The 19,914-nt window shown below is 67.2% G+C and carries 16 protein-coding genes and 2 tRNA genes; 9 read left to right on the top strand and 9 right to left on the bottom strand.

Annotated features, from left to right (window positions below):
* Nucleotides 1–66: 66 nt before the first annotated feature.
* Both AB4Y67_RS16320 and AB4Y67_RS16315 read right to left on the bottom strand, forming a co-directional pair.
* Nucleotides 67–4,617: an ExeM/NucH family extracellular endonuclease gene (locus tag AB4Y67_RS16320; RefSeq protein WP_441406805.1), complete on the bottom strand. Its 4,551-nt coding sequence runs from the start codon at nt 4,615–4,617 to the stop codon at nt 67–69.
* Nucleotides 4,618–4,985: 368 nt separating this feature from the next.
* The gene (locus tag AB4Y67_RS16315) at nt 4,986–5,789 is read right to left on the bottom strand and encodes a VOC family protein (RefSeq protein WP_441406804.1); all 804 of its coding nucleotides are present in this window, start codon (nt 5,787–5,789) and stop codon (nt 4,986–4,988) included.
* A gap of 336 nt (nt 5,790–6,125) precedes the next feature.
* Between AB4Y67_RS16315 and AB4Y67_RS16310 the strand changes: the two genes are divergently transcribed.
* The gene (locus AB4Y67_RS16310; RefSeq protein WP_441406803.1) at nt 6,126–6,968 is read left to right on the top strand and encodes a hypothetical protein; all 843 of its coding nucleotides are present in this window, start codon (nt 6,126–6,128) and stop codon (nt 6,966–6,968) included.
* 135 nt (nt 6,969–7,103) lie between these two features.
* Here the strand turns inward: AB4Y67_RS16310 and AB4Y67_RS16305 are convergent.
* Nucleotides 7,104–7,191: transfer RNA gene (locus AB4Y67_RS16305), tRNA-Ser, on the bottom strand.
* 171 nt (nt 7,192–7,362) lie between these two features.
* Between AB4Y67_RS16305 and AB4Y67_RS16300 the strand changes: the two genes are divergently transcribed.
* From AB4Y67_RS16300 to AB4Y67_RS16270, 7 genes are all read left to right on the top strand, one after another.
* Nucleotides 7,363–8,346 carry an NAD(P)H-quinone oxidoreductase gene (locus tag AB4Y67_RS16300; RefSeq protein WP_441406802.1) on the top strand — a complete coding sequence of 328 codons (984 nt, stop codon included), beginning with the start codon at nt 7,363–7,365 and terminating at the stop codon, nt 8,344–8,346.
* Between the two features lie 130 nt (nt 8,347–8,476).
* Complete coding sequence (locus tag AB4Y67_RS16295) at nt 8,477–9,013, top strand: PadR family transcriptional regulator (RefSeq protein WP_441406801.1); 537 nt, start codon at nt 8,477–8,479, stop codon at nt 9,011–9,013.
* Nucleotides 9,014–9,210: 197 nt separating this feature from the next.
* Nucleotides 9,211–11,511 (top strand): carbon starvation CstA family protein, encoded by a 2,301-nt coding sequence (locus AB4Y67_RS16290; RefSeq protein ID WP_441406800.1) that lies wholly within the window; start codon nt 9,211–9,213, stop codon nt 11,509–11,511.
* A 13-nt stretch (nt 11,512–11,524) separates the two neighbouring features.
* Nucleotides 11,525–11,716, top strand: coding sequence for a YbdD/YjiX family protein (locus AB4Y67_RS16285; protein ID WP_441406799.1), 192 nt, complete (start codon nt 11,525–11,527; stop codon nt 11,714–11,716).
* 154 nt (nt 11,717–11,870) lie between these two features.
* Complete coding sequence (locus tag AB4Y67_RS16280; protein WP_441406798.1) at nt 11,871–12,581, top strand: proteasome activator; 711 nt, start codon at nt 11,871–11,873, stop codon at nt 12,579–12,581.
* A 7-nt stretch (nt 12,582–12,588) separates the two neighbouring features.
* Nucleotides 12,589–13,044, top strand: a complete 456-nt coding sequence (locus tag AB4Y67_RS16275) for a hypothetical protein (protein ID WP_441406797.1) — start codon at nt 12,589–12,591, stop codon at nt 13,042–13,044.
* 107 nt (nt 13,045–13,151) lie between these two features.
* On the top strand, nt 13,152–13,997 hold the full coding sequence (locus AB4Y67_RS16270; protein ID WP_441406796.1) for an aldo/keto reductase: 846 nt from the start codon (nt 13,152–13,154) through the stop codon (nt 13,995–13,997).
* 80 nt (nt 13,998–14,077) lie between these two features.
* Here the strand turns inward: AB4Y67_RS16270 and AB4Y67_RS16265 are convergent, their stop codons facing one another.
* Together AB4Y67_RS16265 and AB4Y67_RS16260 are read right to left on the bottom strand one after the other, a co-directional pair.
* Nucleotides 14,078–14,257 carry a hypothetical protein gene (locus tag AB4Y67_RS16265; protein WP_441406795.1) on the bottom strand — a complete coding sequence of 60 codons (180 nt, stop codon included), beginning with the start codon at nt 14,255–14,257 and terminating at the stop codon, nt 14,078–14,080.
* Nucleotides 14,258–14,293: 36 nt separating this feature from the next.
* Nucleotides 14,294–15,253 (bottom strand): hypothetical protein, encoded by a 960-nt coding sequence (locus AB4Y67_RS16260; protein ID WP_441406794.1) that lies wholly within the window; start codon nt 15,251–15,253, stop codon nt 14,294–14,296.
* 71 nt (nt 15,254–15,324) lie between these two features.
* Here AB4Y67_RS16260 and AB4Y67_RS16255 point away from each other — a divergent pair, with 71 nt between their 5' ends.
* On the top strand, nt 15,325–15,798 hold the full coding sequence (locus tag AB4Y67_RS16255) for a hypothetical protein (protein ID WP_441406793.1): 474 nt from the start codon (nt 15,325–15,327) through the stop codon (nt 15,796–15,798).
* Nucleotides 15,799–15,837: 39 nt separating this feature from the next.
* Here AB4Y67_RS16255 and AB4Y67_RS16250 read toward each other — a convergent pair whose 3' ends face one another.
* The 4 genes from AB4Y67_RS16250 to AB4Y67_RS16235 all read right to left on the bottom strand — a co-directional run bounded on the left by AB4Y67_RS16250 (nt 15,838) and on the right by AB4Y67_RS16235 (nt 19,839).
* A complete protein-coding gene (locus AB4Y67_RS16250; protein WP_441406792.1) occupies nt 15,838–17,052 on the bottom strand; it encodes an MFS transporter in 1,215 nt (404 codons plus the stop codon).
* Nucleotides 17,053–17,186: 134 nt separating this feature from the next.
* Nucleotides 17,187–17,738 (bottom strand): hypothetical protein, encoded by a 552-nt coding sequence (locus tag AB4Y67_RS16245; RefSeq protein ID WP_441406791.1) that lies wholly within the window; start codon nt 17,736–17,738, stop codon nt 17,187–17,189.
* A gap of 368 nt (nt 17,739–18,106) precedes the next feature.
* Nucleotides 18,107–18,179, bottom strand: a tRNA-Thr gene (locus AB4Y67_RS16240).
* 94 nt (nt 18,180–18,273) lie between these two features.
* On the bottom strand, nt 18,274–19,839 hold the full coding sequence (locus tag AB4Y67_RS16235; RefSeq protein ID WP_441406790.1) for an alpha/beta hydrolase: 1,566 nt from the start codon (nt 19,837–19,839) through the stop codon (nt 18,274–18,276).
* Between the last annotated feature and the right edge of the window lie 75 nt (nt 19,840–19,914).

Genomic DNA, 19,914 nt, shown 5'->3' with positions numbered 1-19,914 from the left:
ATATTGGCAATATGTCCGTTGCTGCAGCCCGGGGGAGGGCATGCTCACTGGGTCAGGGCCGGGAAACTAGCCCTTAAGGCACTTCAGGTACTGGACCCAGGCAATCGTGTACTTGATCCAGCCCTTGAAGTCGTACCACTTCGTCGGCGGAACCGGGACGGTGCACTTCGGCGGGACCGGTGTGGTGGCAGCGACCTGGACGCTCGCCTTCACCACGGTGCCGGATTCGACGGCGGTGAGCACCAGCGTGCCTGTGCCGGCGGCTGCGCCGGCGGGTACCTTCAGATCCACCGTGGCGGTGCCGGCGGAAACCGGAACCGTGCCAAGGGCCGTTACGGTGCCCTTCGCATCCGTGAACTCGGCGCGCAGCGAGGCGTTGGCCGGGCTGCCCAGCGAGGTGAGGTCCAGCTTGGAGACAGCCAGGGTGAGGGCTCCCCCGCCCTTGACCTCGGCTGCGGTGGTGTTCACCACGGCCACGGAGCGGCGTGCGAAGTCGGGTGCCACAGGGCTGTGTGCCTGCAGGTACTTGATCCACGCGTCGCGGTCCACGAGTCCGGAGTCCTTGGTGCCGGTGCCTTCCTTGAAGATCCGGAAGTTGTCGCCGCCCGTTGCCAGGAAGTTGAACGTTCCGATCCGGTAGGACTTCGCCGGGTCGATCAGCGCGCCGTTGACCCGGATCGAGGTGATCCGGTCACCGGCGGCGCGGGCGGCGTCGTAGGTGTAGTTGACGTTCTTGGACAGGCCCAGCTGCTGGTAGGCGCGGCTGGGAACCGTGCCGTCCGGGTTGGTCTGCCACTGCTGCTCCAGGAGCGTCTTGAACTGCCCGCCGGTCAGCGACGTGGTCCACAGGTTGTTCACGAACGGCAGGACCGCGTTGGCCTCGGCGTAGGTGACGGTCCCGTCCGGCGCGAAGTACAGCTCGTTGCGCAGGCCGCCCGGGTTGACGACGCCGATCTCGGCGCCGCCCAGTTCCGGAGCCTTGAGCGAATCCACGAGGGAATCGGCGACCAGGTTGCCCAGGGTGGACTCGTTCGCGCGGTCGTCACGCACGGCGGGGGAGCCGCCGAACGCGGTGGTGATATCCGCGGTCACCTTGCCGACAGGCTGGTTGCCCACCACTGCTGCGTCGGCCAGGGCCTTGTCAACGATGGTCTTGACGGCGGCGACCCGCGGGTAATCGCGGACCAGAACGTCGGCCGGCTGGTCAGCGGAGGTGGTCCGCTTGACGTTGCCGGCCTTGTAGCCGGTGACCGACTTGGTCTTGGTGTCGATGGTGAGCTGGATCTGGCCGATGTACTCGCCGTAGTTGCCGGTCTGGACGATCGGGCGGGTCTTGCCCTCAACGCCCGGGACCGGAGCGTCCCAGGAGTACTGCTTGTGGGTGTGGCCGTTGAAGATCGCCGCAACATCCGGGGTGACCTCGGTGACCATCTTGGCGAAGGGGCCGCCGGCGGCGACTTCCTGCGCCAGGGTGGAACCTTCCGGCGCTCCGGAACCGGCGCCGTCGTGGTTCTCCACGATGATCACGTCGGCGAGCTTCGCCGCCTTGATCTTCGCGGCGACGCGGTTGATCGCGTCGACGGCGTCGCCGAATTCGAGATCGGCGATGCCCGCGGGGGTGACCAGCGAGGGCACTTCCTGCGTGACGGTTCCGATCACGGCGACCTTGACGCCGTTCATGTCGAGGACCGTGTACTCCGGCAGCACCGGCTCGGTGGTGCCCTTCTTGTAGACGTTGGCGCCAAGGTACGGGAACTTGGCGTTGTTGCCGCCCGCGATGACGCGGTCGCGCAGGTCGGCCCAGCCGCCGTCGAACTCGTGGTTGCCCACGGCCGAGGTCTGCAGCTCAAGGGCGTTCAGCACATCGATGGTCGGCTGGTCCTTGGCAACGGCCGAGGCGAACAGCGAGGCGCCGATGTTGTCGCCCGCGGAGAGGAACGCCGTGGCGCCGGGGGCAGCCTGGGCCCGCAGCTTTTCGATGGTTCCCGCGAAGAACACGGTGTTGGAATCGATGCGGCCGTGGAAGTCGTTGATGCCGAGGAAGTTCAGCTCAACGCTGGCCGGGGTGATGGGAAGGTTCAGCCCGACCACCACCGGATCGTGGTCGCTCGCCCGGAACTGGTCCGCGGCGTAGTAGTCGGTCACGTTGTTGTTGTAGCGGCTGTACTCCAGGGCGACGGACTCCACGGAGTTGATGTTCCAGATGTCGGCGCCGGTGACGATGGCGTTGGCACCCGGGGAGGCGAGAATGTGGTCCAGGGAGCCCACCATGCCACCGAAGAGGTAGGAGTGCTTGGCGGAGCCATCGGCGTTCTTGGCCTTGTCGTCCTGGTTGACGTATCCGGCGGCCGTGAAGACGTTGATCGGGTCTTCCTTGGCGTAGGAGTTGAAATCGCCGATCAGGAAGACCTTGTCGGTGCCCTTGGAGGCCTGCAGCTCGTTCGAGAACGCGAGCAGGGATTTGGCCTGTGCGGTGCGGGCCAGGTTTGAGGCGCCCTGGCCCTTGTCGGTGTCCTCCGGAGTCGCGGCTGAGCCCTTGGACTTGAAGTGGTTGGCGATCGCGATGAACTTCTTGTCATCGGAGGCGCCGACCGGCTTGAAGACCTGCGCCATCGGCTTGCGGGCACTGGCGAAGGCTGCGGTGTCGTTGAGGATGATGGACTCACCCACCGGCTCCGCGACGGCCTTCTTGAAGATGAATGCGGTGCGGATCATGTCCTCGTCGGCCAGCGGGGGTGCGTTAGCCGGCGTGCGGACGTAGTCCCAGATCCCGGGGGTGGCGATGTTCAGCGCGTCAACCAGCTTGGCCAGGGCGTCGTCGCGGTTCTTGCCGAACTGCGCCGAGTTTTCAACCTCCATGAGGGTGACGACGTCGGCGCCGGACTTGGAGATGGCGGCGACGATCTTGTCCTGCTGGCGCTTGAGGTTCTCCGCGTTGGCGGCGCCGCGGACATTGCAGCCGCCGCTGACCGTGATGGGGTTGCCCGCCCGGTCGTTGTAGAACTTGCAACCGGCGATCGTGTCGCCGGTGGTCGGGAAGTAGTTCAGCACGTTGAACGAGGCGATCTTGAGGTTGCCGCCCACTGCTGCCGGAGCGTCTGTGCGGGTGGCGCCGAAGCTGACCGGCTGGACTGCCTCCGCGTTGGCGGGGGTCAGGTGGGTCAGCGGCTGGAACTTCCAGGAGTTGTTGGTGTAGCTCAGCACCACGTTGGTCTTGAAGCTCACCGGCGCACCGACGCGGACAGGATCCGCCGTGCTCAGGTACGGCAGTTCCAGGGCCTTGGTGGTGGCGTCTTTGAGGAAGTTGGTGGTGGCGCCGTCGTCGAGCTTGATGCCGCGGGAGGCATTCTCGGCGACGGTGGCGGTGTACGTGGCGGAACCGTACTCGGCGACGGCGGTGGGCTGCTCCAGCGGCGTGGTGCCGCCGGCCAGGCCGATTTCGCCGTACTGGTTCAGCGAATAGTTATCGCTCACGGTCACGGGACCCTGCGGGGCCAGCAGCATGCCTTCGAGGGATTCGCGGAAGGATTCCTCGGCCGGGAGGGCAAAACCGGTGGCCTTGACCTCAGGGGCTGCCTCGGTGAGCTTCTTCAGGTCCGCCGGGGCGGCAACCGTCATCTGGGTCATGCCGAAGTATTCGCTGACGGTGCCGGACACCTCGACGTAGTCGCCGGCCTGGACGGAACCTGCCGTGGCCGACGAGAAGATAAAGATAGCGTCCGACGCCGTGTGGTTGGCCGGGGTCAGGTCGCCGCCGGTGCCGGGGGTCTGGATGTAGTAGCCGGCGAACCCGCCGGTGGGGAACGTGGCGGTGACCTTGCCGCGGGTGGTCACGGAGGTGCCTACGAGCGGGCTGGCGGTACCGTTGCCCTGGATCTCGGCGATGGTCTTGGTGGCAGGGGGAGTGACCGGGCCCGGATCGACCGGAGGATCAACGGGGGCGGCCGTACCGTTGACGGCCTTGGGGGTGATTGTCGCGTTCAGGGTGAAGTCCGCGGCGTTGCTGTTGGTGTCAACGCCGTTGCTGCGGTTCACGCTCTTGACGTCACCCGTGCCCGACGGCGCGGTGGCGGCCTGGGCCTCGAAGGTGTTGGACGAGCCATAGCCGAGCAGGTCCGCGACGTTGGCGGGCTCGATGACCGAACCGGTTGCCAGCGGGTTCAGCGCGGCGGCCTGCTTGGCCAGCACGATGGTTCCGCCGCCGATGGCAGGGTTGAAACCGGTGGCGGTGACGTCAGCGGCGGGGAGTTCGGCGCCGGCGGCGGCGGTGCCGCCGTTGGCGCCGCCCTTAAGCAGGTAGTAGCCCTTGGCAGGGATGCTGCCGGTCAGTGGGGCGGCGAAGCTGGGCGCCGATGTACCTGTTGCGGCGCGGTACTGCAGCGACCAGCCGTCCAGGGAAACCGGGGCGTCCGAGGTGTTGTACAGCTCAACGAACTTGTTCTTGTAGGCTGCTCCGGCGCTGCCGCCGCTGAGGTATGCCTCGTTGATGATGACTGGCGAGGCGCCAGCAGCCGGGGAGACCTCCACGGCAAACGCCGGGACAGCGGCCAGTGGGGCTGCGATGAGCCCCACTGACAGCGCTGTCCCGAGCGCGGTTTTCCAAGGTATGCGTTTCATCCGCTCTAACTCTCATTAGGTGCCCGGGTAAGGGCTGGGTGGAATGTGTCCGCGTGATGCCAACGGACTGCCGGTCACTGCTCCTGGTCAAGCAGCTTCCGGCACAGCAAAACAGGGATGAATGAACACGATGTGTACGGCATGTGCATTCGGCGAGACGTCCCCCAGCGGAACGCGTCACAGCCTTCCCGGAACGGCTCGAACGCCCGGGTCAGGGTTTCTGGTGATGCCTGTGAGTGATGCCCGGGTGCCTCGGCCGGACGCTCCACAGCAGAATACCGGCCAGTAGCCCTTGGGAAAGGGGCTGGCCGGTATTTCTTACAACAATTTTGGTAATTAGGCGGGAACGGGTTGTCCGCGCTGCGCGTTTAGGCGTCTGCGGCGGCCTGGGCCCCCTGTTGGGTTTCGGCCACTATTTTGAACACTGCGCCGGTGGGGTCAGCGAGGGTGGCCAGCCGGCCGAAGGGACTGTCGTCGGGTCCGTCGATCACTTCGGCTCCCATTGCGACGGCCTTCTCGATGGCGGCGTCCGTGTCTTCGACGGCGAAGTAGATCTGCCAGCTGGCCGGGACTCCGGCGGGAAGGTAGCCCGAGGCATCCATGATTCCGGCTTTGGCGTCGTCTCCGGCTCCCAGCGTTGTGTAGCGGAATTCCGGGCTGTCACTCAGGACTTCGGTTTCCCAGTCGAACACGTCCTGGTAGAACTGCACAGCCTTGGCGTAGTCCCGGGCATGGAGTTCGTGCCAGGCGGGGGTGCCCGGTTCAGCGGCGAGCTCGTAGCCCTTCATCTCGCCGGGCTGCCAGATACCAACAGACGCGCCGGTGGCATCGCCCACCATGGCCATGCTGCCTTGTTCGGGCACGTCCATGGGTTCCATGTAGACCTGTCCGCCGTGCTCCGCCGCGCTCTTGACCGTGGCCCTGGCATCGTCAGTGCGCAGGTAGGTGGACCACACGTCCGGGAAGCCGGCCTGGGCTTCCTGCTTCTGCATCATTCCGGCGATGGACTTGCCGTTCTTCAGCGCTGTCATGTAGCCGCCGTATTTCTCCTGATCGCCCGTCTCGAAAATCCAGCCGAAAAGCTCGCCATAGAACGCTTTGGCCTTTTCGGTATCGGAGGTCAGCAGGTCGATCCAGCAGGGCGCTCCGTTGGGGTGGTCTGGTGTTGGCATTGTGGGGTCCTGCTTTCTGTTGGAGGCAGTGAAGATGGCTCTGCCGGGCCAGTGCGTCTGGGGGGAGTGATGAAGACACAGTGAGACTATGCCCGGGGGCCGACGGTTTCAATGGCACCGCTGATCGGATCCGGCAAAGCAGGTGCCGGGAATCCGCAGCCGGAAATCAGCACGACCGCCCTGTGGGCAGATGAGGGCGGATCCGCGCCCCAAATCCGCCCTGATCTGCCCACCCGGCGGATCCATTTCCCGGGCCTCAGGCTGCGCCGCCGCCCACGGGGACGAGGCTGTGGATAACGCAGCGCAGCCCGGACCGCACTGTGGCCTAATAGGCGCATGGCAACAGCGAGACCCTTGCCCGCGGAACTGGCGGCAGCATCCTTCACCATCGGCGAGGGCCGGTTGAGCAGCATTTCGCCATGGCGGACCAAGGCCAAGGACCTCCATGTACCGAGCCGCGGCATACGCGTGCCGACCGGCAAGGAGCAGTCGCTGCTGGAACGGGCGCGGCCCTACACGTGGCTGGGGCCGCCGGACACGGTCAGCTTCTACTCGGCGGCTTTCATCCACGCCTTCAAACTTCCCGGCGCCGTGGCGAACGCGCGTTCGACGCCGTCGGCCGGGCTGCTGCACCTCACCCGGGACGGGTCCGCCGCTCCCCGGCGCAAGGGCGTCGTCGGCCACCGCTCAAGACTTGAGCCCGACGATATCGTCATTCTGCAGGGCGTCCCGGTCACCTCGATTCCCCGGACCCTGCTGGACCTCGCGGGGACGGGAAACCTGACTCTCGAGGACCTCGTCGTCATTGCTGACGACCTGGTTTGCGAGCACGTCCGCTACCAGCACCCGCGGACCGCTCGGTTCACGTTGGGGGAGCTCCAGCGCTACACGGGAAGTCGACGTCCCGTGGCTGGTCTTCTCCTGCTGAGGAAGTCACTAGGACTGGCCCGTGTGGGGGCCGACTCGCCGCCCGAGACCAGACTGCGGCTGCTCTTCGGGCGCTCCGGCCTGCCCGCCTTTGAACCGAGCTATGTGTTGCTGGACCGGCAGGGTACGCCGCTGTGGATCGATCTGGCCTGCCCGGAGTTCAGGCTCGCGGTGGAGTACGACGGCGGACATCACCTCACGCCGGCCCAGCACCGCCCTGATCTGCCCTCGCCGCGGGCCCGGTCCCTCTAGCCCGCGGTGCCCCTCCCCTCTAGCCATTCCCGATCCGCGCCGCGCCCGCGGGCACCAGCACGCCCACGAACCCCGCCCGTAACGCAAAAATGCCCCTGGCTCGGCGGCAAAGCGCAGAACCAGGGGCATTATTCGCGGAAGGTAAGAGATTCGAACTCTTGGTACGGGGTCACCGCACACTGGTTTTCAAGACCAGCTCCATCGGCCGCTCGGACAACCTTCCCTAACGAGTAGTGTTTCATAGGCGGTCGGCAGCAACAAAAAACGCAGCTGCGCTCGCGGACAGGCGTAGCTCCTCCGCCTACTCTGGGAGAAGGCGCTTCGGACGTGGTGTGCCGCAGGCGCATCCCTGCAAAAAGGCTGCAAGAAGTCTGTTAGGAATCGGGAGTTCTCCATGAAGGCTGTCTATATCTCAGAGCCCGGCGGACCCGAGGCCCTGGAGGTCCGCGACGTCCCGGCCCCGGTGCCCGGCCCAGGCGAAGTGCTGATCGACGTCGTCGCCGCCGGGCTCAACCGCGCCGACGTCCAGCAACGCAAGGGCCACTACCCGCCCCCGCCCGGCGCTTCGGAAGTTCCCGGGCTGGAAGTCTCAGGCAGGATTGCCGGGTTCGGGCCCGGCGTGACCAAACCGTTCTCCGTGGGGGACAAGGTGGTAGCCCTGCTGGCCGGCGGCGGCTACGCCGAGCAGGTTGCCGTGCCGGCGGGACAGGTTCTGAGGATCCCCGACGGCGTCGACCTCGTCACCGCCGCAGCGTTGCCGGAAGTCGCGGCCACGGTCTACTCCAACCTGATCATGACGGCGCAGCTGCAACCGGGCGAGACCGTGCTCATCCACGGGGCAACCGGGGGCATCGGAACCATGGCCATCCAGCTCGCGAAGGCCATGGGTGCCGTGGTGGCCACCACGGCGGGCACAGCGGAGAAGGTCGGCACCGCCAAGGCCTTCCTCGGCGCGGACATCGCGATCAACTACTCCGAGGAAGACTTCCCGGCGAGCCTCCGCGCGCAAAACGGCGGTAAGGGCGCGGACGTCATCCTCGACGTCGTCGGAGCCAAATATCTCCAGCAGAACGTGGACGCACTGGCGGACTACGGGCGGCTGGTGGTGATCGGGCTGCAAGGCGGAGCCAAGGGCGAGCTGGACCTCGGCATGCTGCTGCGCAAGCGTGCCGCGATCATTGCGACGGCGTTGCGTCCACGGCCGGTGGAGGAGAAGTCCGTGATCATGGACGCCGTCCGCGACGCGGTCTGGCCGCTGCTGGCCGACGGCCGGATCCGGCCGCTTGTGGCAAAGACCTTCCCGCTGGGGCAGGTCGGTGACGCGCACCGGTACTTCGATACCGGGGACCACGTAGGAAAGATTCTGCTGGTCATGTAGCACATATGCCCGTTATGACATACACCGAATTGCTCTGTCACACCGAATGACTGTAATGTAATTCCATACGCGGTATACACGCGTCTTGGGGCGCGTGTATGCTGTCGTCCCGCTACCCTCCGGGAGCATTATGTCCATTCGTCACAGCCTCCTCGCCCTCCTGCAGGACCGCCCACGCTATGGCTACCAGCTCAGGATTGAATTCGAGGACCGCACCGGATCATCCTGGCCCCTCAACATCGGGCAGGTCTACACCACCCTCGACCGCCTGGAGCGCGACGGCCTTGTCCGCAAAGATGGTGCCGACGGTGAAGGCCACGTCATCTACAGCATCACTGCCGAGGGCCTCGCCGAGGTCCGCAACTGGTTCACGTCCCCTGTGCCGCGGGCGAGTCCTCCGCGGAACGAACTGGCCATCAAGCTCGCCCTCGCGCTGACACTTCCCGGCGTCGACGTCGGCGCCTCCATCCACGCCCAGCGCGCCGTATCGATCCGGGCGCTGCAGGACTACACCAAAGCCCGGCGTGACACGGCGTCCCAGCACCGGCCGGCGGATACCGCCCGGCTGCTGGTCCTGGATTCCCTGATCTTCCAGACCGAAGCCGAGGTGCGGTGGCTGGACCTCTGCGAGGCACGGCTGATGCAGCTGACCGGTCCGAACGCCTAGCCTCCCGGGGCCAGCGGTGCGAATATTAACGCCAGCCGGTAACACTCGCGCCGTTCAGCGCCTATGCCCAACCGTTCGCCGCCCCCACGGGGCCGCCTGGCGCAAGGGCATACCCAGGCATCCCCGCCGTTGGTAGGGTGCCTTGGGGCACATCTGTCGAGTGGATTTGCCCGGTTGGGGTTTCTCAAGGAGGAGACATGGGCACAATGCCAGATGGCACGCCAAAGAACTTACTGGTCGAGGACGGCATTACGCCGGACCCGGCACTGCCGCCCACAGCCGTGGACGCGTCCGTGCGCGAGGCGGAAGAACGCAAATGGACGCCAACCAAAATCGCGATCTGGGTGGCAATTTCCCTGCTGGGCGCCGTGGCCTGGTTCATGCTGGCGATCGTCCGCGGTGAAACGGTCAACGCCATTTGGTTCGTGTTCGCCGCGGTGTGCACCTACCTGATCGGCTACCGCTTCTACTCCAAGGTCATTGAGCGGTACCTGCTGAAGCCGAACGACCGCCGGGCCACGCCCGCGGAGTACAAGGCAGACGGCAAGGACTATGTCCGCACGGACCGCAACGTCCTCTTCGGCCACCACTTCGCCGCCATCGCCGGCGCCGGACCCCTGGTGGGCCCGATCCTCGCAGCCCAGATGGGCTACCTCCCGGGCACCATCTGGATCATCATCGGCGTCGTGTTCGCCGGTGCCGTTCAGGACTACGTCGTGATGTTCTTCTCCATGCGCCGCGGCGGACGTTCCCTGGGCCAGATGGCCCGCGAGGAACTCGGCGTCATCGGCGGCACCGCCGCGCTGATCGCCACCCTGCTGATCATGGTGATCATCGTCGCCATCCTTGCCCTCGTTGTCGTCAACGCCCTGGCCGAAAGCCCCTGGGGTGTCTTCTCCGTCGGCATGACCATCCCGATCGCCCTCTTTATGGGCGTCTACCTGCGGTTCATCCGCCCCGGCAAGATCATGGAAGTCTCCCTGATCGGCTTTGTGCTCCTCATGGCCGCCATCATCGGCGGCGGCGCCGTCGCGGCGACCGATTGGGGCCACGCCCTCTTCACGCTGGACAAGGTCACCATCGCCTGGGCCATCATCATCTACGGCTTCATCGCCGCGATCCTGCCGGTCTGGCTCCTCCTGGCTCCCCGCGACTACCTCTCCACCTTCATGAAGATCGGCGTCATCGTGATGCTGGCCCTCGCCGTCATCGTGGTCCGTCCGGAAATCTCGGTCCCGGCGTTCAGCGAATTCGCCAGCCGCGACAACGGGCCCGTCTTCCCGGGCGCGCTGTTCCCGTTCCTCTTCGTCACCATTGCCTGCGGCGCCTTGTCCGGATTCCACGCCCTGATTGCGTCCGGCACCACGCCGAAGCTGATCGAAAAGGAACGCCAGACCCGGTACATCGGCTACGGCGGCATGCTCATGGAGTCCTTCGTGGCCATCATGGCCCTGGTCGCGGCGATCTCCATCGACCGCGGGCTCTACTTCGCCATGAACGCCCCGGCTGCCCTGACCGGCGGCACGGTGGAATCCGCGGCTGCCTGGGTCAACAGCCTGGGACTGTCCGGCGTGAACATCAGCCCGAACATGCTGGCCGAGACGGCTGCCAACGTCGGCGAAGCCAGCATCGTTTCCCGCACCGGCGGCGCCCCGACCCTCGCCGTCGGGCTTGCCCACATCATGCAGCAGTTCATCGGCGGCACCGCCATGATGAGCTTCTGGTACCACTTCGCCATCATGTTCGAGGCCCTGTTTATCCTTACCGCGGTCGACGCCGGCACGCGCGTTGCCCGCTTCATGCTGCAGGACTCGATCGGCAACTTCGTCCCGAAGTTCAAGGAGCACTCCTGGCGTCCCGGCGCCTGGCTCGCCACCGCCGTCATGGTCGCTGCCTGGGGCGCCGTGCTGCTGATGGGCGTCACGGACCCGCTGGGCGGCATCAACACGCTGTTCCCGCTGTTCGGCATCGCCAACCAGCTGCTCGCCGCCATCGCCTTGTCCGTCTGCCTCGCGATCGCGGCGAAGAAGGGCTCCTTCAAGTTCCTCTGGATCGTGGCGGTCCCGATGGCTTTCGTGGCCGTCGTCACCATCACGGCGAGCTACCAGAAGATCTTCTCCTCCACCCCGGCCGTGGGCTACTTCGCCAACAACGCAGCCTTCTCCAAGGCGCTTGCGGAAGGCAAGACTTCCTTCGGTGCGGCCAAGACCGTCCCGGCCATGGAAGCCGTGATCCGCAACACCGCGATCCAGGGCTGGCTCTCGGTGATCTTCGTGGTGCTCAGCATCATCGTCATTACGGCGGCACTCATCGCCACCTACAGGGCGTTCCGAAACGCCAAGGCCGGGGTGATCAACACCGACAACGAGGATCCGGCGCTGCCGTCGCGGGTCTTCGCCCCGGCAGGACCGGCACCCACAGGGTCCGAGCGTGAGCTCATGGCCACGTGGAACCAACTGCCGGCGGACCGGCGGGCCGAAAAAGCCGGCCACCACTAAGGCGGAGTCAGACATGAACGCAATAGTTGCGGGCTTCCGGGGATTCTCCCGGTACCTGGGCGGCGTGATGGGTGCGGACGCGTACGCGAAGTACCTGGCGCACCACGCCGAAGCCGGTCACGGCTCGCCGCCGATGACCGAGCGGGAGTTCTGGCGGGACCAGACGGACCGCCAGGACGCCAACCCGCAGGGCCGGTGCTGCTGACCGGTTCCGGCCGATCAGCGTTGCCGCCCTCTGCTGTGTGTTGGGCTGTTTGCCTGGACCTTGCCCGGGCCCTTGTTGCGCCACATGATGCGCCGAAGAGTGCCGTCCGGGGCGGGGCGCCGGCGCGGCTCCGGGCTCGTGAGAGTATGAAGCCATGAGCGATCCGCACGACACTCATCCCGCCGACGACGCCCCCATCGAAGGCGCCACTTTCCACCCCCGGCCGGCGGGCGACGACGGACCGACGTCACAGGAGCGTGACCAGCCCCGGCAGCCGGAACAGCCCGGGCAGCCCGACCAGCCACGGGGATCAGGACACCCTGGCCGGCCCGCGGTGCCCGCGCGGCCCAAACCGAGCCAGCTCCAGGATCTCGTAGACGAACCCGCGAAAGTGATGCGGATCGGCACGATGATGAAGCAGCTCCTGGACGAAGTTAAGTCCGCACCGCTTGACGACGCGGCGCGGGTGCGGCTGGCCGGCATTCACAAACGCTCCATCAAAGAACTCGAAGACGGTCTTGCGCCGGAACTGGTCGAGGAGCTGGAGCGGATCACCCTGCCCTTCCCCGCGGACGGAACGCCGTCGGACGCTGAGCTGAGAATCGCCCAGGCCCAGCTGGTCGGCTGGCTGGAGGGCCTCTTCCACGGCATCCAGACCGCACTCGCAGCCCAGCATGCGGCGCGGGACCACGCCGTCGCGCAGGCCCAGCTCCGCCAGCTGCCGCCCGGAACGGTGATCGCCCCGGGCGTCATTATTGGCGAGAACGGCGAGCCCCAGCGGGCCGCTGCGCGCAGGCCCGGCGAGGATCCCTCGCAGGCGCCCGTACCCGCGGACCCGGACCACGGCCCCGGCCAGTACCTGTAGGGCACCCTTGGGATTCTTCAGCACCGCCCGGCAGGGGCGGAAAGACGACGCCGAACTCGGCAAGGGCCTCTGGCGGCGGGCGAACGACCGCTTCACCCGTGGCCTCGACCGCTACCACCAGGTCCTTGAGGGCGTTGAGGACGAAGCCCTCTATGGCGAGCTCCTGGAGATCGCCAATGAGCTGTCCGCACTCTCCGGGCGGGTCCGGCAGGTCTGCGTGGAGGCGCAGCGCCGCGCGCCCAGCGATGGACTCGATATCCCGGGGACACTGGCCGGCGTCCACCGCGCCCTGTCCACGGCCGGTAATTCCCTGGCGACGACGGCCGAAGCAGCGGCGATGCTCCGCCTCGCCGTCGGTCCCGTCCCGGCCGGTGCGGAGTCGGTCCGCCGCCGCGCCGCATCGGTGCTGGAGCAGGTCAACGACGCCGAACGCCGGCTTGCCGAGGCGGCCGCGGCGGGCTGATGCGTCCGCGCTGTTGCTGCCTCCCGGCCGAAATTCCCGGTTAAGCGCCTAGCTTAGCTGCGCCCTTTGCGCTGGCGGTCCGGGGCTGGCGTTGGCAGGATGGCTGGATGACTTTCTCACCGGTACTGACTTTCAATGACGGCAACACCATTCCCCAGCTTGGCTACGGAGTGTGGCAGGTTGAAGACGACGTCGCCGAGAAGGTGGTGGCCCAGGCGTTCGAAGCCGGGTTCCGCCACATCGACACCGCCAAGATCTACGGCAACGAGGCAGGGGTCGGTCGTGCGATCGAGCGATCCGGCCTCACGCCCGAGGACATCTTCATCACCACCAAGCTGTGGAACGCCGACCAGGGTTACGAGTCCACGCTGAAGGCCTTCGAAGAATCCATGGAGCGCCTGGGCCTGGAAACGCTGGACCTGTACCTGATCCACTGGATGCAGCCCAAGCAGGACAAGTACGTGGACACCTGGAAGGCCCTCATCGAGCTGCAGAAGCAGGGCCGCGTCAAGACCATTGGCGTTTCCAACTTCACCAAGGAGGGCCTGCAGCGCCTCATTGACGAGACCGGCGTCGTGCCGGCCATCAACCAGGTCGAACTCCACCCCTTCTTCAACCAGGCCGAGCTGCGCGAGTTCAACGCCTCCAAGGGCATCCTCACCCAGGCCTGGTCACCGCTGGGCCAGGGCGGCGACCTGCTGGAGAGCGCCGTCATCGGCCAGATCGCGGCAAAGCACGGCGCCACCCCGGCGCAGGTGGTCATCGCCTGGCACCTGGCCATCGGTAACGTTGTCATCCCCAAGTCCGTGACCGAATCCCGCATCCGCGAGAACTACGCGGCGCTGGATGTCACCCTGGACGAGACCGATGTGCAGGCCATCAACGGCCTGGACAACTCGGCCGAGGGCGCGGGCCGCATCGGCCCGGACCCGGCAGTCTCCGACTTCGCCTAAGCCACCCGCTTAGCCGGAGCAGGGCCCTCACCCGCCAGGGTGGGGGCCTTTTTCCTGACTGGTGAAAATCGTGGATCCGGCTAGGCCGCCTGCCGGTTTTCCCGCACCGGCACCGCGTCGATGATGGCCCAGCCGTGCTCGTCGGCGGACTGGCGGCTGGCGAACCGTTCGGCATCCGCAACGTCATCGAAGGCCTCGGCGCGGATGCGGCCGCAGTCCGTGTCCAGATACGTGACTTCAAAGTACTGCTTGGTTTCCATGAATTAAGTGTGCAACCGGCCTCCGACACTATGTGCTCATGGGTCCGGCGTGTTGCCAAGCCGCAGCACCCGTTCCCTGGCACGGTCCGCGGCGCGCCTCGCCCTGTCCGCCGCCCGTGCTGCCTGCTGGGCTTCGGCAACGGCCAGTTCACGCCGTTTCCCGGCGGCTTTGAGTTCCTGTTCGCGCTGGGCCAGCTGCTCGCGCAGCCTGCGTACCGAGTCGGAGAGTTCCGCAGTCAGGGCAGTCAGCGAGGCGAGCTCCTCGTCACTCTGTCGGGCTTTCCCCGCGGCCGCGCCGGCGTCCTCTTCGGCGTCCCTGTGCAGTGTCCGTGCCCGTTCCAGGGCGGAGGGAGTGGTTCTCCGGGGTTCGGGGCGGACGGCCCGCAGGCGGGGCTGCTCAGCTTCTTTCGGGCGCGTGGTTCCGGGCGGTACCGCCCCGGATGAGCCGGGCGCGGGACCAGGAGTTGCCGGAACCACGAGGCCGGGCAGCGCAACCGCACCCGAAAGATCCACGACGTCGACGCCGTCGGCCGACAGCGCCCGGAGGAGGCGGCCGGACTGCACGGCAGCTGCGGCCCCCGCGTCGGCTGTCGCCGCACGCAGCGTTGCTTCCACTTCCGCCGCGATCGCCGCACTGATCTTCCGGCCCAGCTCTCCGGCGACTTCCTGTGCCGCCTTCACCGCGCCGCTCAGCAGCTGGCGTCGTTCCTGGCCGAGCCGGCGGAGTTCCGGGGCGTCGAGGGAGGACTGCGCGGCCCGCATCGACTGCCCCAGCCCGGCGAGTTCGCGGAGGGCCTCCGGGCGGCGGGCGGCAAGCATGTTTACCGTCCACGCGGCGACGGACGGTTTGGGGAGGGAGCGCACTTCAGCGGCGAGGGACCGCCGCTCGTTCGCGGCTGCCGCGCCTTTGGCGGCGGCAGTCCGCGCGGCGACGAAATCGTCGAACGGCAGGGCATAGAGCTGTGCCGCAACTTCCGCCAGCCCCTGCTCTCCCATGCAAGAATCATAGAAGCCTGGCCCAGGCAACGCCGCCGCCACCGGACCTTTCTCGGAGAGGAAAGGCAATCATGATCGAAATTGCCGGGCTCCCGGCCCACATCCTGCTCATCCATGCCGTTGTGGTGCTGGCGCCGATCGCCGGACTGGCCGCCATCGTGTTTGCCGCGGTGCCCCGCTGGCGTGGTCAGCTGGCCTGGCCGCTGGGGGTGCTGTCCCTGGGCCTGGTTCCCCTGTCCCTGCTCACGGCACAGGCAGGGGAGCAGTTGGAGGAGACCCGCCCCGCGTCCGCCCTGATCCGGGAACATGCGGAGCAAGGGGACGTGCTCAAGGCCGTGTCCGTGGTCTTCTTCGTGGTGGTCGCCGCTGCGCTGATCGCGGGCTATGACCCCATTGGCCGGCACTTCTCCTTCCTGGGCCGCCTGCGGACAAACCCCGCCGTCCGGATGACCCTCCTGGTTCTCGCGGCGGTGGCCGGGGCCTTCTTCATCTACCAGAGCATCATCACGGGCCATTCCGGCGCTGCCTCGGTCTGGGCCCGTTAGCACGGTTCCCATGGCCGTGCCGATCAGCAAAGACGTCTGTCAGGCCCGCTGTCTCCCGCGCAGGGCAGCAACCAGCACCACGACCGCCAGCAACTGCAGGACCGCCACCGACGCGATCAACAGCGGGCGGTTTTCATAGAGGGCGCCATACAAGACGCCACCTGCCAGAGCCCCGGCCCCTTGAAACGCAGCGAAGACGCCGTACGCCGCTCCCTGGCGGTGTGCCGGCACCAGGTCCGCGAGCAGTGCCTTGACGGTCGAGTCCTGGATGCCCAGTGCGATGCCCCAGGCGAGGACCCCGGTGACCGCCAGCCCGGCCGCCGGAGACAGAGCCAGCACCGGCACCGCGGCGGTCAGCACGGGAATCGACAGGAGCACCCAAGCCCCGGACCGGTCGTAGAGGACGCCGCTGGCAAGGGCGCCCACGGCACCCGCCGCCATCGCCGCCGCGTAAAACAGCGCGACCACGGACACCGGAACGGCCGCCGCCGTCGTGAGGTGGAAGGAGATGACACCGAACGCAACCAGGCCGGCGCTCCAGCAAAACGCGGCGGCAGCGAACAGGACAAAGCTTCCGGTGAACAACGACGCCGGACGGCCTGCCACGTGCGGGGCGGCCGGATCGACGGCGGTTTCCCGAGTTTGGCTGGCCGGGGCCGCCGCCGGCAGGCTGGTGCCGGGATCGGGGATGCGGCGGCGCAGCCAGAACAGCAGGAACATGGCCGCCGCCGCAGGAATGGACAGCACCGCGAACGCGGCCGAGAGGTTCCCGGTGGCCGTGAGGATCGCGGCGACCAGGAGTGGCCCGAGCAGGGCACCGACCAGGTCGAGGGACTTGTGGACTGCGAAGCCGCGACCCCGGCCGACCGGTTTGGCGACCGCGGCCAGCAGCACCGTCTTGGCCGGGCTGCGGACAGCTTTTCCGATCCGGTCCCCGATGATCAGGACGGAAGCCAGAACCAGCCCGGACGTTCCGGCCAGAGGTGCGACGGCGAGCAGGGGCACACAGACCGCGGTGAGGGCATAGCCGGCAAGCGTGAACGTCCAGTATTTGCGGGTGCGGTCGGCCCAGGGTCCGAACACCAGCCGGAGTCCCTGCGCCGCAGCCTCGGCGGCGCCCGTCACCAGACCGACCACCAGCGCGGAGGCACCCAGCTGGGCGAGCAGGGGACCAGCCAGCGGCCGGGCGCCGTCGGAGACGACGTCGGCGGCCAGGCTGACAAGTCCCAGCCCGATCACCGGGCCCCACAGCACGCGCCGGTGCGCCTTGGCAGGTGCAGTCCGTGTGGCCCGCCCGCGGGCTGAGGAACTTTGGTGGGGCCGGTTCATTTCCCAAGGCTCGCGGACGAAGCACGGCAGGACAAGGGCCCCGGGAGGCGGGCTTGCTGTCAGGCGGACGTTCGGATGTCCAGGAAAACCCAGGCGATGACCAGCAGGCCGCCGAGCGCCAGCAGGAGTGCGCCGGCGACGCTGCGGCCATCCAGATCCCCTGAGGCCGGCGACTCTGCAGCCAGGGAACGCGCAGTCTCGGAAGGGGCGGGGGCTGACGGGGCTGTCACCGTCGGAGCCGGGGTGGCCGTGCTGTGATCGGAGGGGGAGGCTGTGGCAGCCGGATCGCCGGCCGGCGGTGGGGTGCCGGGGCCGGCGGTGGGCGCTGCGGCCTGGGTGCCCGTTGGAGCAGGAACTGCCGGGAGGCGCGGCGCCGGTGCCGTTCCGGGCGGGGCCTTGGGGGAGACCGGCGCCCCGGTGGCGCTTGCTGTCGGGACAGGAGTTGCCGTGGGATCCGGACGGTCGGTGGGCTGCGGGCAGATCAGCCCCGGCACGATTCCTCCGACGGGGCCGCAGGGGGCGCCGGTCGCCGGCAATGCGAGGATCAGGGGCGCGGATGCCAGCATCAGCGCGGCCATGATGGTGTAGCTGGCCCCTTTTGTGGTCTTCACCCGATCCATCGTAGGGGCGCGGAGAGCGCCGGGCGGGGACCCTGGCGGGGAGCGTTGGCGCCAGACCGGCCGGGCGCCAGCCGAAATCGCCGCGGTGGGGAGCCTCCGCAGCGGGTTGACGCGGGAGTGTTGGGCCCGGTCCTGGCGCGGCTTTCCTGCTGCTGCCCGGCCCTGCCAACCCCGCATCGAAGGAAGCTCCGGACACTACAGCTCGCCGTCCGGGGCGACTTTGGCCACGATTTCAGCCCTCGGGCCGGGCGTTCGCGGCGTGTCCGTGTCAAAGTGCCCCCGGACCGCAGCCACGGGCCCAAACCGGGCAAAAAGGAACGGCCCCGACGATTACGCCGGGGCCGTTCCTTGGAGATCTGAGCTTCCTGCCAGAATCGAACTGGCGACCTTCTCATTACGAGTGAGACGCTCTACCAACTGAGCTAAGGAAGCAACCGCATGGAATGTCCGGATGACCCGGGCGATTCATGCCAGAGATAACTGTAGTTGAGTCCTCCGGCCCGGGTCAAAATGAGTGGCGGACGCCTCAGCAGACGGTGTTGTCAGCCGGGGTTTTGCCGTCCACCAGGTAACTGTCCACGGCATTGCCGATGCAGTCGTTGGAGCGGCCGTAGGCCGTGTGGCCCTCGCCCTTCCACGTCAGCAGCGCGGCTGTTCCCAGCTGCTTGCGCAGCTCGCCGGCCCATTCCACCGGGGTGGCCGGGTCGCCCGTCGTGCCGATGACGACGATATCGGTGGAACCCGTGTAGTTTGCCGGTGCCGGGGTCCGGACGCTTTGGTACGGCCAGTCCTTGCAGTTGGTGCCACCGTAGGCGAAGTAGTAGCCAAGAGTGGGGGAGGCCTGGCGGAGTTTCTGCTCATCCGCGCGCATCCCGGCCGGATCCGTCACCATGGGGTAGTCCAGGCAGTTGATGGCGCCGAAGGCAAAGGTCGAATTCGCGGTGTACTTGCCGTTCGGCTCCCGGTCCGCGCCGAAGTCGGCGAGCCGGAGCATCGGCGACACGTCACCCTTGAGCGCGCTGCCCAAGGCCTGCGTCAGCAAGGGCCAGTTGTCATCGTTGTAGAACGGCAGGATGAAGCCGCTGACGAACATGGAGGCGTTGACTATCCGCCCGTCCTTCGCGGACCTCGGGTCCGCCTCCACGGCCTTGATGACTTCCTGGATCTGGCCGACGGCTTCCTCCGGGGTGCCGCTGAGCGGGCAGCCGCTGTTGTCGAGGCAATGCGTTACGTAGGCCATGATGGCCTTCTCGAATGCCTTCGCCTGTCCGCTAGTCAGCTCCTCGTAGCTCAGCGACGGATCCATCGCGCCGTCGAGGACCATCCGGCCAACGTTGTCCGGGAACAGCGAGGCGTAGGTGGAGCCGAGGAAGGTGCCGTAGGAGTAGCCGAGGTAGTTGAGTTTGCTGTCATTCAGCACGCCGCGCAGAATGTCGAGATCCTTTGCCGCGCTGGCAGTGTCGATGTGGCCGAGCACGGGGCCGGTCTTTTCCGCGCACTTCGCGGCGATGGCTTTGTTGTCCGCGAGGGCAGCGGCCAGCCCGGCGTCCGTGTCAAGGGCATAGGCCTTCGCCCGGGAGGCGTCGCGCTCCTGGTCGGTGAGGCACGTGACCGGGGCGGAGCGATTCACGCCGCGCGGATCGAAACCGACGATGTCGTAGTTGGAGCGGACCTTTTCCGAGATGTTGGTGGAGCCGGCGTCGCGGACGAAGTCATAGCCGGAGCCGCCGGGGCCGCCGGGGTTGACCAGCAGGCTGCCCTTCTTACTGTTGCCCTTGGTGGACAGTTTGAGCGCCGCGAGTTCGATGCTGTCGCCGTCCGGTTTGCTGTAGTCCAGCGGGACCTTGATCTTGGCGCACGTGAAGTCTGACTCGCACGGGACCCACTCGACCTGCTGCGTGTAGTAGCTGCGGAGCTCTGCGGGTGCGGCGTCGGCGATCTCAGGATTCGGTGTGCTGGCGCTCTTCGCCCCGCTGTCCCCACCGAAGAGGGTGCACGAGGAGAGCACCAGGGCCAGGACCATGGCACCGGCTGCCCGCAGGCCGATCGTTACGGATCGGGATCTTGCAGACACTGCTCGTGCAGACTTCATACGGTTCTCCTTGGAGGATCGGAGCGGAGGGGCTGCCTCTTCCCGCCGGGCGGGCGGACGGGGCGGGGCTGAGGG

Source organism: Arthrobacter sp. YAF17 (genome assembly GCF_052113365.1).
In the GTDB taxonomy this organism is placed as follows: Bacteria; Actinomycetota; Actinomycetes; order Actinomycetales; family Micrococcaceae; genus Arthrobacter.
This window is presented reverse-complemented; position numbering and strand designations above follow the sequence as displayed.